At 45.7% G+C, this 13037-nt stretch carries 13 protein-coding genes; all 13 read left to right on the top strand.

Features of this window, described 5'->3' with window-relative positions; translation table 11 throughout:
• Positions 1-6: 6 nt before the first annotated feature.
• The 13 genes from rpoC to rpsC all read left to right on the top strand — a co-directional run bounded on the left by rpoC (position 7) and on the right by rpsC (position 13034).
• Complete coding sequence (rpoC, locus tag ACIGBN_RS16100; RefSeq protein WP_133004506.1) at positions 7-4209, top strand: DNA-directed RNA polymerase subunit beta'; 4203 nt, start codon at positions 7-9, stop codon at positions 4207-4209.
• Between the two features lie 137 nt (positions 4210-4346).
• Entirely contained in the window at positions 4347-4718 is a 372-nt protein-coding gene (gene rpsL, locus ACIGBN_RS16095) for a 30S ribosomal protein S12 (RefSeq protein ID WP_013659444.1), read from the top strand.
• 99 nt (positions 4719-4817) lie between these two features.
• On the top strand, positions 4818-5291 hold the full coding sequence (rpsG, locus tag ACIGBN_RS16090; RefSeq protein ID WP_133004505.1) for a 30S ribosomal protein S7: 474 nt from the start codon (positions 4818-4820) through the stop codon (positions 5289-5291).
• A gap of 21 nt (positions 5292-5312) precedes the next feature.
• Positions 5313-7406: an elongation factor G gene (gene fusA, locus ACIGBN_RS16085; RefSeq protein WP_133004504.1), complete on the top strand. Its 2094-nt coding sequence runs from the start codon at positions 5313-5315 to the stop codon at positions 7404-7406.
• A gap of 35 nt (positions 7407-7441) precedes the next feature.
• Complete coding sequence (gene tuf, locus ACIGBN_RS16080; RefSeq protein WP_133004503.1) at positions 7442-8665, top strand: elongation factor Tu; 1224 nt, start codon at positions 7442-7444, stop codon at positions 8663-8665.
• 207 nt (positions 8666-8872) lie between these two features.
• Positions 8873-9184, top strand: coding sequence for a 30S ribosomal protein S10 (gene rpsJ / locus ACIGBN_RS16075; protein WP_012071937.1), 312 nt, complete (start codon positions 8873-8875; stop codon positions 9182-9184).
• A 128-nt stretch (positions 9185-9312) separates the two neighbouring features.
• Positions 9313-9951: a 50S ribosomal protein L3 gene (gene rplC / locus ACIGBN_RS16070; RefSeq protein ID WP_133004502.1), complete on the top strand. Its 639-nt coding sequence runs from the start codon at positions 9313-9315 to the stop codon at positions 9949-9951.
• A 12-nt stretch (positions 9952-9963) separates the two neighbouring features.
• A complete protein-coding gene (gene rplD / locus ACIGBN_RS16065; protein ID WP_133004501.1) occupies positions 9964-10569 on the top strand; it encodes a 50S ribosomal protein L4 in 606 nt (201 codons plus the stop codon).
• Positions 10566-10862 carry a 50S ribosomal protein L23 gene (rplW, locus tag ACIGBN_RS16060; RefSeq protein ID WP_115898953.1) on the top strand — a complete coding sequence of 99 codons (297 nt, stop codon included), beginning with the start codon at positions 10566-10568 and terminating at the stop codon, positions 10860-10862. Before rplD ends, rplW begins: the two co-directional genes overlap by 4 nt.
• A gap of 14 nt (positions 10863-10876) precedes the next feature.
• Positions 10877-11701 carry a 50S ribosomal protein L2 gene (gene rplB / locus ACIGBN_RS16055; RefSeq protein ID WP_133004500.1) on the top strand — a complete coding sequence of 275 codons (825 nt, stop codon included), beginning with the start codon at positions 10877-10879 and terminating at the stop codon, positions 11699-11701.
• 15 nt (positions 11702-11716) lie between these two features.
• On the top strand, positions 11717-11992 hold the full coding sequence (gene rpsS / locus ACIGBN_RS16050) for a 30S ribosomal protein S19 (protein WP_115898955.1): 276 nt from the start codon (positions 11717-11719) through the stop codon (positions 11990-11992).
• A 14-nt stretch (positions 11993-12006) separates the two neighbouring features.
• Positions 12007-12339 carry a 50S ribosomal protein L22 gene (gene rplV / locus ACIGBN_RS16045; RefSeq protein WP_133004499.1) on the top strand — a complete coding sequence of 111 codons (333 nt, stop codon included), beginning with the start codon at positions 12007-12009 and terminating at the stop codon, positions 12337-12339.
• A 14-nt stretch (positions 12340-12353) separates the two neighbouring features.
• On the top strand, positions 12354-13034 hold the full coding sequence (rpsC, locus tag ACIGBN_RS16040) for a 30S ribosomal protein S3 (RefSeq protein WP_133004498.1): 681 nt from the start codon (positions 12354-12356) through the stop codon (positions 13032-13034).
• The last annotated feature ends 3 nt before the right edge of the window (positions 13035-13037 follow it).

Here is a 13037-nt window from a genome sequence, read left to right as displayed (position 1 = left end):
ATATCCATGAAAGACTTATTAGGTCTTCTAAAATCACAGGGACAATCTGACGAGTTTGATGCAATCCGCATCGGCTTGGCATCACCAGATATGATTCGTTCATGGTCTTATGGTGAAGTAAAGAAGCCTGAGACTATTAACTACCGTACGTTCAAACCAGAACGTGACGGTCTGTTCTGTGCAAAAATCTTTGGTCCTATTAAGGACTATGAATGTTTGTGTGGTAAATACAAACGTTTGAAACACCGCGGTGTTATTTGTGAGAAGTGTGGCGTTGAAGTGGCTCTGTCTAAAGTGCGTCGTGAACGCATGGGTCACATCGAGCTTGCATCACCCGTTGCGCACATTTGGTTCTTGAAATCACTACCGTCTCGTATTGGTCTTATCCTAGATATGACACTACGTGACATTGAGCGAGTGCTGTACTTTGAATCTTTCATCGTGATCGATCCAGGTATGACAACGCTTGATAAAGGGCAGTTGCTAAACGACGAGCAGTACTTTGAAGCGCTAGAAGAATTCGGTGACGAATTTGATGCCCGTATGGGTGCCGAAGCGGTTCAGATGTTGCTACGCGATTTGGAAATGCCTGAAGAAATCAATCGCATGCGCGAAGAGCTAAACAGCACGAATTCTGAAACTCGTATTAAGAAGCTTTCTAAGCGTCTTAAACTGGTTGAAGCTTTCTATCATTCTGGAAACAACCCAGAGTGGATGGTGCTAGAAGTATTGCCCGTTCTTCCGCCAGATTTACGTCCATTGGTGCCTCTTGAAGGTGGCCGTTTTGCGACGTCTGATTTGAACGACCTTTACCGTCGTGTGATTAACCGTAACAACCGTCTAAAACGCCTGTTAGAGCTTTCTGCTCCAGACATCATCGTACGTAACGAAAAACGTATGCTGCAAGAGTCTGTTGATGCATTGCTTGATAACGGTCGTCGTGGTCGCGCGATTACTGGTTCTAACAAACGTCCTCTAAAATCTTTGGCTGATATGATCAAAGGTAAACAAGGTCGTTTCCGTCAGAACTTGCTAGGTAAACGTGTTGACTATTCTGGTCGTTCTGTAATCACAGTAGGTCCATCACTGCGTCTACATCAGTGTGGTCTACCTAAGAAAATGGCACTTGAGCTATTCAAGCCATTCATTTTCTCTAAGCTTGAACTTCGTGGCATGGCGACGACGATCAAAGCAGCGAAGAAAATGGTTGAGCGTGAAACACCTGAAGTGTGGGATATCCTTGATGAGGTTATCCGTGAACATCCAGTGATGTTGAACCGTGCGCCAACACTTCACCGTTTGGGTATCCAAGCGTTTGAACCTATGTTGATCGAAGGTAAAGCGATTCAGTTGCACCCATTAGTGTGTGCGGCTTACAACGCCGATTTCGATGGTGACCAAATGGCGGTTCACGTTCCGTTGACGATTGAAGCGCAGCTTGAAGCTCGTGCCTTGATGATGTCTACGAACAACATCCTATCACCTGCAAACGGTGAACCAATCATCGTACCTTCTCAGGACGTTGTATTGGGTCTGTACTACATGACTCGTGAGAAAATCAATGCCAAGGGTGAAGGCATGGCGTTTTCTGACATCAAAGAAGTACACCGTGCGTATGGTGCTAAGCAAGTTGAATTGCACGCGAAAGTAAAAGTACGCATTAGCCAAGTCGATACGACATTGGATGGTGATAAAGTGCCGTCTACTTTCATTGCTGACACTACTGTTGGTCGTGCTTTGCTGTTTGATATCGTGCCTGATGGCCTACCGTTCTCTGTGGTTAACCAAACCATGAAGAAAAAGGCAATCTCGAACCTGATCAATGAGTGTTACCGTAAAGTTGGCTTGAAAGAGAGCTGTATCTTTGCTGACCAATTGATGTACACAGGTTTCGCGTACGCAACAGCCTCTGGTTCTTCTGTTGGTGTGGATGACTTTGTTATTCCACCAGAAAAAGCAGCGATCATCGCGAAAGCAGAAGCGGAAGTTAAAGAAATCGAATACCAATATGCGGATGGTCTTGTAACACAAGGCGAGAAGTACAACAAAGTAATCGATTTATGGTCTCGTACAAACGAAACCGTAACTGAAGCTATGATGAAAAACTTGGCAAAAGAGACCACGGTCAATAAAGCGGGTGAAACGGTTGAACAACAATCTTTTAACTCAGTTTATATGATGGCCGACTCCGGTGCCCGGGGTAGTGTTGCTCAGATGCGTCAGTTGGGTGGTATGCGTGGTTTGATGGCGAAGCCGGATGGTTCCATCATCGAGACACCGATCACAGCGAACTTCCGTGAAGGTCTATCCGTACTTCAGTACTTTACCTCCACTCACGGTGCTCGTAAGGGTCTTGCCGATACCGCATTGAAAACAGCCAACTCTGGTTATTTGACGCGTCGTCTTGTAGACGTTGCGCAAGATTTGGTTATCACTGAAGTAGATTGTGGTTCCACAAACGGTATTTCCGTTGCGGCTATGATCGAAGGTGGTGATGTTGTTGTTCCACTAGGTCATCGTGTATTGGGTCGTGTTGTTGCTCAAGACGTGATGGACGCTAAGGGCAATGAAGTACTTCCTGCTGGTACTTTGATTGACGAGCATAACGTTCGTACTATCGAAGCGGCTGGTGTTGACGAAATGCTTATCCGCTCTGTAATCACTTGTGATACTCGTCATGGAGTATGTGCGAAGTGTTACGGTCGTGACTTGGCTCGTGGACATCAAGTAAATATCGGTGAAGCGATCGGTGTTGTGGCAGCACAATCCATCGGTGAGCCGGGTACACAGTTAACGATGCGTACCTTCCACATCGGTGGTGCGGCGTCTCGAGCTTCTGCTGTAGACAGTGTACAAGTTAAGAGCGCGGGTACAGTTCGTTTTAATAAAATGAAGAGTATCGAGCGTCACACAGGACATTTGGTTGTTGCTTCTCGTTCTTCTGAATTGGCGATTGCTGATGAAGCTGGTCGTGAGAAAGAGCGTTATAAACTTCCTTACGGTGCTGTGTTGAGTGTGCGTGAAGGGGATCAAGTAACAGCGGGTCAAATCGTTGCTAACTGGGATCCACACACACACCCAATCGTATCTGAGATGGAAGGTCGTCTTGAGTTCAGCGGTATGGAAGAGAACGTTACTATTCGTCGCCAATCTGACGAAATGACGGGTCTAACCACCATTGAAGTTATGGAAATTCGCGATCGTCCAACAGCAGGTAAAGATCTACGCCCTATGATCTCGGTGGTAGATGCGGAAGGCAATCCAGTATTGATTCCAGGAACCGATTCTCCTGTTCAATACATGCTGCCTGAAAAAGCATTGTTGAGCCTTGATCACGGTGCAACCGTTAAATCTGGTGAAGTGTTGGCTCGTATTCCTCAGGAATCACAAGGTAACAAAGATATCACCGGTGGTTTGCCGCGAGTGGCAGACCTATTCGAAGCACGCCGTCCGAAAGATCCAGCTGTTATGGCGGAAGCAACGGGTGTGGTTAGCTTCGGTAAAGAAACAAAAGGTAAGATCCGTTTGGTTGTTACGCCACAAGATGGCAGTGACCCAATTGAGACATTGATTCCTAAATGGCGTCAAATCAACATCTTTGATGGTGAAGAAGTGGCAAAAGGCGAGATCATTGCCGACGGTCCTTTGAGCCCTCATGATATCTTGCGTCTTCAAGGTGTAGAAGCTCTGGCTGATTACATCACTAATGAAGTACAAGAAGTTTACCGCTTACAAGGCGTTGTGATTAACGATAAGCACATTGAAGTTATCGTTCGTCAGATGCTGCGTAAAGTAGATGTTGGTGAGTCTGGTGATACAGATCTTATCCAAGGTGACCAAGTTGAATTAACTCAACTTCTAGATGCAAACGAGAAAGCAGAAGCAGAAGGTAAATTTACTGCCAAGTTCGAACGTGTACTTCTAGGTATCACTAAAGCTTCTTTGGCTACTGAGTCCTTTATATCAGCAGCATCTTTCCAAGAGACAACTCGAGTCTTAACAGAAGGTGCGGTAACTGGTAAGAAAGATCACTTACGTGGCTTGAAGGAAAACGTTGTAGTAGGTCGTCTGATTCCAGCTGGTACTGGTTTGGCTTACCACAATGAGCGTAAGCGTAAAAAAGAGCTTGCGCTGGCAGCGAAGGAAGGAAGTGCCTCAATTAGTGCCTCTGATGTAGAAGAAGCACTGAGTGCAGCACTGAAAGACTAGTTAATCGCTGCTAAATCGCGAGGGAGGTGATTTTTTAGTCGCCTCCCTATTGACTGTTTTATAGGCGCAAATTACACTTGCGCCTCCTAAATTTTGGCGATTTCCGCCATAAGTATTGGATCTGTGGAGCTTGTTTAATGGCAACCGTTAACCAGTTGGTTCGTAAACCACGTAAACGTAAAGTGGCAAAGAGTGACGTTCCTGCGTTACAAGCTTGTCCGCAACGCCGCGGTGTCTGCACACGCGTATATACTACTACACCTAAAAAGCCTAACTCGGCTTTGCGTAAAGTATGTCGTGTTCGCTTGACTAACGGCTTCGAAGTAACTTCATACATCGGTGGTGAAGGTCACAACCTGCAAGAACACAGCGTAGTGCTGATTCGCGGCGGTCGTGTAAAAGATCTACCGGGTGTTCGTTACCACACAGTACGTGGTAGCTTGGATACTTCAGGCGTACAAAATCGTAAGCAAGGCCGTTCTAAATACGGTACTAAACGTCCTAAGTAAGTTAATACTGCTTAAGTCACCGTTTAGACATAATTTTTTAATACAGTAAGGCCGAGCAATAATTGTATTGTCTCGGGCGAACCTGAAGAGGATATAGACATGCCTAGAAGACGCGTAGTCGCTAAGCGTGAAGTTCTTCCTGATCCTAAACACGGAAGCCAACTTCTTGCTAAGTTCATCAACCATGTAATGGTTAGTGGCAAAAAATCTGTAGCTGAAAGCATTGTTTACAATGCACTAAACACAGTTGCAACCCGCGCTAAATCTGAAGATCCAATGGCGATCTTCGAGAAAGCACTAGAATCTATCCAGCCAATGGTTGAGGTTAAATCTCGCCGTGTTGGTGGTGCGACTTACCAAGTCCCTGTAGAAGTACGTCCAGCTCGCCGTTCAGCATTGTCTATGCGTTGGTTGGTTGAAGCGTCTCGTAAGCGTGGTGAAAAATCCATGGCTCTACGTCTAGCAGGTGAAATTCTAGATGCATCTGAGAATAAAGGTTCTGCTGTTAAGAAACGTGAAGACGTTCACCGTATGGCAGAAGCTAACAAAGCATTCTCTCACTACCGTTTCTAATAGACCGGAGCAACAAAGACAGTGGCACGTAAGACACCTATCAACCGCTACCGAAATATCGGTATCTGTGCGCATGTTGATGCGGGTAAAACGACGACAACTGAACGCGTTCTTTTCTATACTGGTTTGTCCCATAAAATTGGTGAGGTGCATGATGGTGCCGCAACAATGGATTGGATGGAGCAAGAGCAAGAGCGTGGTATTACCATAACGTCAGCAGCAACAACTTGCTTCTGGAGCGGAATGAGTAAACAGTTCGATCAGCACCGTATCAACATCATTGATACGCCAGGGCACGTAGATTTCACAATTGAAGTGGAACGTTCTTTGCGTGTTCTAGATGGCGCGGTGGTTGTGCTTTGTGGTTCTTCTGGTGTTCAGCCTCAAACTGAAACGGTTTGGCGTCAAGCAAACAAATATGAAGTACCTCGTATGGTGTTCGTCAATAAGATGGACCGTACGGGTGCCGATTATTTCTCTGTGGTACGTCAATTAAAAGACCGTCTCGGTGCGAACGCGGTACCAATTCAAATGAACATTGGCGCTGAGGAAGATTTCCAAGGTGTTGTTGATTTGATTCTCATGAAGGCGATTCGCTGGAATGAAGAAGATCATGGGATGACTTTTACTTTAGAAGACATTCCTAGTGATCTCCTTGATGATGCGAATGAGTGGCGTGAGAAATTAGTAGAAGAGGCTGCAGAGGCGAATGAAGAGTTGATGGACAAATACCTTGAAGAAGGTGAGTTGTCTGTTGAGGATATCAAAGCCGGTTTGCGTGCTCGCACATTAGCCAATGAAGTTGTCTTGGTGACCTGCGGTTCTGCGTTTAAGAATAAGGGGGTTCAGGCTGTCCTGGATGCCGTTATTGAGTACATGCCTTCTCCTGTTGAAGTTAAGGCAATTGAAGGTACGCTTGAAGATGGTGAGACCGTCGTTACCCGTGAAGCGGATGACAGCGCACCTTTCTCTGCGTTAGCGTTTAAAATTGCGACAGATCCATTTGTCGGAACGCTAACCTTTATGCGAGTGTACTCCGGTGTACTAAAAACAGGCGATGCGGTTTACAACTCTGTGAAACAGAAGCGTGAACGTGTCGGCCGAATGGTTCAAATGCACGCCAATAATCGTGAAGAGATCAAAGAAGTGCTTGCTGGGGACATCGCTGCCGCTATCGGTATGAAAGATGTCACTACAGGTGATACGCTTTGTGACATGAAGGATGTGGTGGTACTTGAGCGCATGGAATTTCCAGAGCCTGTTATCTCGGTTGCGGTTGAGCCTAAATCTCAAGCTGACCAAGAGAAGATGGGGATTGCGTTAGGTAAATTAGCGCAAGAAGATCCATCTTTTCGTGTGGAAACACATGAAGAGACCGGGCAGACGATTATTTCTGGTATGGGTGAACTGCACCTCGATATCCTTGTTGACCGTATGCGTCGCGAGTTCAAGGTGGAGGCGAACATTGGTAAGCCTCAGGTTTCCTACCGGGAGAAAATTCGCAAAGAAGTGACGATTAATCACAAATTTGCACGTCAATCTGGTGGTCGTGGTCAATATGGTCACGTCGTAATGAAGTTGATTCCAACCGATAAGGAAGGACTTGAGTTCGTTAACGAGATTGTTGGTGGTGCTATTCCTAAAGAATACATCCCTGCAATAGAAAAGGGTGTTTCGGAGCAAATGAAAAATGGTGTGATCGCTGGTTTCCCTTTATTGGGTATCAAGGTCGTATTGTTTGATGGTTCATTCCATGATGTTGACTCCAATGAAATGGCCTTTAAAATTGCAGCTTCTCAAGGCTTAAAGAAAGGGGCAGTTGATGCTGACCCTTGCGTTCTTGAGCCTGTAATGAAAGTGGAAGTTGTTACTCCTGAAGAATACATGGGCGATGTGATGGGTGACCTGAATCGTCGTCGTGGTCTTGTACAGGGGATGGACGATTCCCCGTCTGGTAAAATTATTCGAGCGGAAGTGCCTTTGGGTGAGATGTTTGGGTATGCAACCGACGTGCGTAGCTTGTCGCAAGGGCGTGCAAGTTATGCGATGGAATTTGAGAAATACGCTGAAGCACCAGCTAGTGTGGCAGACGCGATCATCAAAAATGAAGATTAATCATCATACTTACTAATTCTTAAGGTGTATGTATCATGGCAAAGAGTAAATTCGAACGTAATAAACCACACGTTAACGTTGGTACTATCGGTCACGTTGACCACGGTAAAACAACACTAACTGCAGCACTAACTCGTGTATGTGCAGAAGTATTCGGCGGAACCGCTGTTGCTTTTGACGGTATCGATAATGCTCCAGAAGAACGTGAGCGCGGTATCACTATCTCTACTTCTCACGTAGAGTACGATTCTCCATCTCGTCACTACGCACACGTAGACTGTCCTGGACACGCCGATTATGTTAAAAACATGATTACTGGTGCTGCTCAAATGGACGGCGCGATCCTAGTATGTGGTGCGACTGACGGCCCTATGCCTCAGACTCGTGAGCACATCCTTCTTTCTCGTCAAGTAGGTGTACCTTACATCGTAGTTTTCCTAAACAAAGCTGACTTGTTGGCTGAAGACTGTGGCGGTGCGGATTCTGAAGAATACGCTGAAATGCTAGAGTTGGTTGAAATGGAATTGCGTGACCTTCTTTCTGAATACGACTTCCCAGGCGATGATACTCCAATCATCCCAGGTTCTGCTTTGATGGCATTGAACGGCGAAGACGACAACGAAATGGGTACTACTGCTGTTAAGAAACTTGTTGAAACTCTTGACTCTTACATCCCTGAGCCAGAGCGTGCAATCGACGGTGCATTCATCATGCCTATCGAAGATGTATTCTCTATTCAAGGTCGTGGTACAGTAGTTACTGGTCGTGTAGAGCGCGGTATCGTTAAAGTTGGTGAAGAAGTTGAAATCGTTGGTATCAAAGATACTACGAAAACAACTTGTACTGGCGTTGAGATGTTCCGTAAGCTTCTAGACGAAGGTCGTGCTGGCGAAAACTGTGGTGTTCTTCTACGTGGTACTAAACGTGATGACGTTCAGCGCGGTCAAGTATTGGCTAAGCCTGGTTCTATCACTCCACACACTGAGTTCACTGCAGAAGTATACGTGTTGGGTAAAGATGAAGGTGGTCGTCACACTCCATTCTTCAAAGGTTACCGTCCACAGTTCTACTTCCGTACAACTGACGTAACTGGTGCTTGTGAGCTTCCAGAAGGCGTTGAAATGGTTATGCCTGGTGATAACATCCAGATGACTGTTACTCTAATTCACCCAATCGCGATGGACGAAGGTCTACGTTTCGCGATTCGTGAAGGTGGTCGTACAGTTGGTGCGGGCGTTGTAGCTAAAGTTCTAAAATAATTGATTCTTCGAATTAATTGTTAAGAGCTAGGAAAAGGCCGCTCGATTTTCGAGTGGCCTTTTTTATTTGTTGGCAAATTTTATTCTTTCAGAATTGGTTACTTGACAACCAGTTTTCGAATAGCTAATATTCGCCGTCCTTAAAAAAGGATGTTAGCTTAACAAATGTACAGTTAAGTTATCAAAACATTGTATTTGGAGTTGGAAATGCAAAGCCAAAAAATCCGTATTCGTTTGAAAGCGTTTGATCATCGTCTGATCGATGCTTCAACACAAGAAATTGTGGACACAGCGAAACGCACAGGTGCGCAAGTACGTGGACCGATTCCACTTCCTACTCGCAAAGAGCGTTACACAGTATTGATTTCTCCACACGTAAACAAAGATGCGCGTGATCAGTATGAAATCCGTACACACAAACGTGTTCTAGACATTGTTGAACCAACTGAAAAAACAGTTGATGCTCTAATGAAACTAGATCTTGCGGCAGGCGTGGAAGTACAAATCTCTTTGGGTTAATAACTCAAAGTTTTGGGGTGCGAGAACCGACTGGTTATCAGTCGGCTTATGCACATTAGTGGAATGGTCTGGAATGACCAGCCGTAGCGGGTGATAGCCCCGTACACAACTGGCAAATGAGGTAAAAAATGACTATTCAATTAGTCGGACGCAAAGCCGGTATGACACGTATCTTCAATGAAGATGGTGTATCCGTGCCAGTAACCGTCATCGAGGTTGAACCGAACCGCGTTACTCAGGTGAAAACGACAGAAACTGACGGCTACCAAGCTGTTCAAGTTACTGTTGGTACTCGCCGTTCGAGCCGCGTCACTAAAGCTGCTGCAGGTCACTTTGCAAAAGCGACAGTTGAAGCAGGTCGTGGTTTGTGGGAGTTCCGCCTGGCAGGTGATGAAAAAGAAATCAATGTTGGTGATGAGCTGACTGTAGCTGATTTCGAATCTATCTCTATGGTTGATGTAACTGGTCAATCTAAAGGTAAAGGTTTTCAAGGTGCCATCAAGCGTCATAATTTCAGTATGCAAGACGCTACACATGGTAACTCATTGTCTCACCGTGCACCTGGTTCTATCGGCCAATGTCAAACACCTGGTCGTGTTTGGAAAGGCAAGAAGATGGCAGGACACATGGGCGCAGCACAAGTAACTACTCAGTCTTTAGAAGTAGTTCGTGTTGATACAGAACGTAACCTTATCCTTGTGAAAGGTGCGGTACCTGGCGCTGTAAACGGTGATGTTATTCTTCAATCAGCTGTTAAAGCTCGCTAAGAGGGGTAGACAATGAACTTGAATCTTACAGGCGCAGAAGGAACTATCGAAGTTTCTGAAGTAGCCTTTGCTCGTGAATACAACGAAGCACTAGTACACCAAGTAGTTACGGCTTACTTGGCTGGCGCTCGTCAAGGATCACGCGCACAGAAAACACGCTCTGAAGTGGCCGGTGGCGGACGCAAACCTTGGAAACAAAAAGGTTCTGGTCGTGCACGTGCAGGTACTATCCGTAGCCCTCTATGGCGCTCTGGTGGTGTTACCTTCGCTGCGAAACCACAAGATCACTCTCAGAAAGTAAACAAGAAGATGTATCGTGCAGCAATGCGCACCATCTGGTCTGAATTAGTACGTCAAGACCGCCTTGTTGTTGTTGAAGAGCTTAAATTGGAAGCTCCAAAAACTAAGCTCTTCAAAGCCAAAATGACAGAATTGAATGTTGAGAATGCTTTGATTATCTCCCATGAATTGGACGATAACCTGTTTTTAGCAGCTCGCAACATTCCAAACGTAGATGTGCGTGATGCAGCGTCTATCGACCCTGTTAGCTTGATTGCTTACGACAAAGTGTTGGTGACAGTTGGTGCTCTGAAACAAGTTGAGGAGACACTAGCATGATCGGCGAACGCATTTATAAAGTTCTGTTGGGTCCACACATTTCCGAAAAAGCAACTATCGTTTCTGAAGGAAACGGTCAGTACGTTTTTCGTGTTACTGGTGATGCAACGAAACCTGAAATCAAAAAAGCTATCGAAGCGCTTTTTGAAGTCAAAGTTGAGTCTGTTCGCACGTTGAACCAAAAAGGTAAAACTAAGCGTACAGTTCGTGGTCTAGGCAAGCGTAGTGACGTGAAAAAAGCGTACGTACGTTTGGCTGAAGGCCAAGAAATTGACTTCATGGTCGCTGAATAAGGGGAGATAGGTCAATGGCTGTTGTAAAAAGTAAGCCAACGTCTGCAGGCCGTCGTCACGTTGTTAAAGTTACCAACAACGATTTGCACAAAGGCGCGCCATATGCACCTTTGCTTTCTAAAAAGAGCAAATCAGGTGGACGTAACAATAACGGACGCATCACTACGCGTCACGTAGGTGGTGGTCATAAGCAGCATTACCGTATGGTTGATTTTCGTCGTAACAAAGACGGAATTTCTGCGGTAGTTGAGCGTTTGGAATATGATCCAAACCGTTCTGCAAATATTGCATTGGTTAGATATGCTGATGGTGAGCGTCGTTACATTATCGCTTCTAAAGGTATGGTAGCTGGCAATGTTGTTTTTAGTGGTGCAGATGCGCCTATCAAAGCGGGTAATACTTTGCCTCTGCAAAATATCCCAGTTGGTAGTACCGTTCACTGTATCGAGCTTAAGCCAGGTAAAGGTGCACAAGTTGCACGTTCAGCCGGTGCTTCTGCTCAGCTAGTTGCTCGTGAAGGTCGTTACGTTACTCTTCGCCTACGTTCTGGTGAAATGCGTAAAGTCTTGACGGAATGTCGCGCTACTTTAGGTGAAGTATCAAACTCTGAGCATAGCTTGCGAGTTCTTGGTAAAGCTGGTGCTACGCGTTGGCGTGGTGTTCGTCCTACCGTCCGCGGTGCAGCGATGAACCCAGTTGATCACCCACATGGTGGTGGTGAAGGTCGTAGCAAAGGTGGTCGTCACCCAGTTACACCATGGGGTGTGCCTACTAAAGGTTACAAAACGCGCAGCAACAAGCGTACTGATAAACTTATTGTACGTCGCCGTACTAAGTAATAAGAGGAAACGACTGTGCCACGTTCACTAAAAAAAGGTCCTTTTATCGACCTTCATTTGTTGAAAAAGGTAGAGGCTGCGGTAGAGAAAAATGAACGCCGTCCAATTAAGACTTGGTCACGCCGTTCTACTATCTTCCCTGATTTTGTAGGGTTGACTATCGCTGTCCATAATGGTCGCCAACATGTTCCAGTTCTTGTAACTGAAGACATGGTCGGTCATAAATTGGGTGAGTTCGCTCCGACCCGTACATATCGTGGTCACGCTGCGGACAAGAAAGCCAAACGGTAATTAGGAGTATTAATATGAGTGAAGTAAGCGCTTCATTAAAAGGTGCTCGCCTCTCAGCGCAGAAGGCCCGTTTGGTTGTAGATCAAATCCGCGGCAAATCTGTTAGCGAAGCACTGAACATCTTAGCGTTCAGTCCTAAGAAGGCGGCAGTAATTGTCAAAAAAGTACTAGAGTCTGCTGTAGCAAATGCTGAGCATAACGAAGGTGCTGATGTTGATGACTTGCGTGTATCTACGGCGTATGTTGATGAGGCTATGACTCTGAAACGTATTAAGCCACGTGCTAAAGGCCGTGCTGACCGTATTCTTAAACGCGGTTGCCATATTACAGTTAAAGTCGCTGACTAATTAGGAGAAACCCAATGGGTCAGAAGGTTCATCCAACTGGAATACGCTTAGGGATTGTTAAAGATCATACTTCTACTTGGTATGCGAACAATCAGAACTATTCTAAGCTGTTATTAAACGATCTTCAGGTTCGTAAGTTCTTGGAGAAAAAATTGGTTCAGGCTTCTGTTTCTCGTATCGAGATTCAGCGTCCTGCTCAAACAGCTCGCATTACTATTTACACTGCCCGTCCAGGTATTGTAATTGGTAAGAAAGGCGAAGATGTTGAGAAACTACGTAATGCAGTTTCTGAGATGATGGGCGTTCCTGTTCACATCAACATCGAAGAAATTCGTAAGCCTGAAATGGATGCGAAATTGGTTGCGCAAAATATTGCTAGCCAATTAGAGCGTCGTGTTATGTTCCGTCGTGCGATGAAGCGTGCAGTACAGAACGCTATGCGTGCAGGCGCGAAAGGTATCAAGGTTCAGGTAAGTGGTCGTCTAGGCGGTGCTGAAATTGCACGTGCTGAGTGGTACCGTGAAGGCCGCGTGCCTCTACACACTCTACGCGCTGACATTGACTACGCTACTTATGAAGCAAACACAACTTACGGCATCATTGGTGTTAAAGTGTGGATCTTCAAAGGCGAAATCTTGGGCGGTATTGAGCAAGTGCGAGCTGACAAAGGCGCACAAAAGAAGAAGTCTAAGTAGGGG

The sequence above is a fragment of the Marinomonas sp. NPDC078689 genome (assembly GCF_044542435.1).
In the GTDB taxonomy this organism is placed as follows: Bacteria; Pseudomonadota; Gammaproteobacteria; order Pseudomonadales; family Marinomonadaceae; genus Marinomonas; species Marinomonas arenicola.
This window is presented reverse-complemented; position numbering and strand designations above follow the sequence as displayed.

Excerpts from the sequence above, each read along its gene's own strand:
- rpsC (WP_133004498.1), top strand. The coding sequence starts at position 12,354 with ATGGGTCAGAAGGTTCATCCAACTGGAATACGCTTAGGGATTGTTAAA.
- rpsL (WP_013659444.1), top strand. The coding sequence starts at position 4,347 with ATGGCAACCGTTAACCAGTTGGTTCGTAAACCACGTAAACGTAAAGTG.
- rplV (WP_133004499.1), top strand. The coding sequence starts at position 12,007 with ATGAGTGAAGTAAGCGCTTCATTAAAAGGTGCTCGCCTCTCAGCGCAG.
- rplD (WP_133004501.1), top strand. The coding sequence starts at position 9,964 with ATGAACTTGAATCTTACAGGCGCAGAAGGAACTATCGAAGTTTCTGAA.
- tuf (WP_133004503.1), top strand. The coding sequence starts at position 7,442 with ATGGCAAAGAGTAAATTCGAACGTAATAAACCACACGTTAACGTTGGT.
- rplW (WP_115898953.1), top strand. The coding sequence starts at position 10,566 with ATGATCGGCGAACGCATTTATAAAGTTCTGTTGGGTCCACACATTTCC.
- rpsJ (WP_012071937.1), top strand. The coding sequence starts at position 8,873 with ATGCAAAGCCAAAAAATCCGTATTCGTTTGAAAGCGTTTGATCATCGT.
- rplB (WP_133004500.1), top strand. The coding sequence starts at position 10,877 with ATGGCTGTTGTAAAAAGTAAGCCAACGTCTGCAGGCCGTCGTCACGTT.
- rplC (WP_133004502.1), top strand. The coding sequence starts at position 9,313 with ATGACTATTCAATTAGTCGGACGCAAAGCCGGTATGACACGTATCTTC.
- rpsG (WP_133004505.1), top strand. The coding sequence starts at position 4,818 with ATGCCTAGAAGACGCGTAGTCGCTAAGCGTGAAGTTCTTCCTGATCCT.
- rpoC (WP_133004506.1), top strand. The coding sequence starts at position 7 with ATGAAAGACTTATTAGGTCTTCTAAAATCACAGGGACAATCTGACGAG.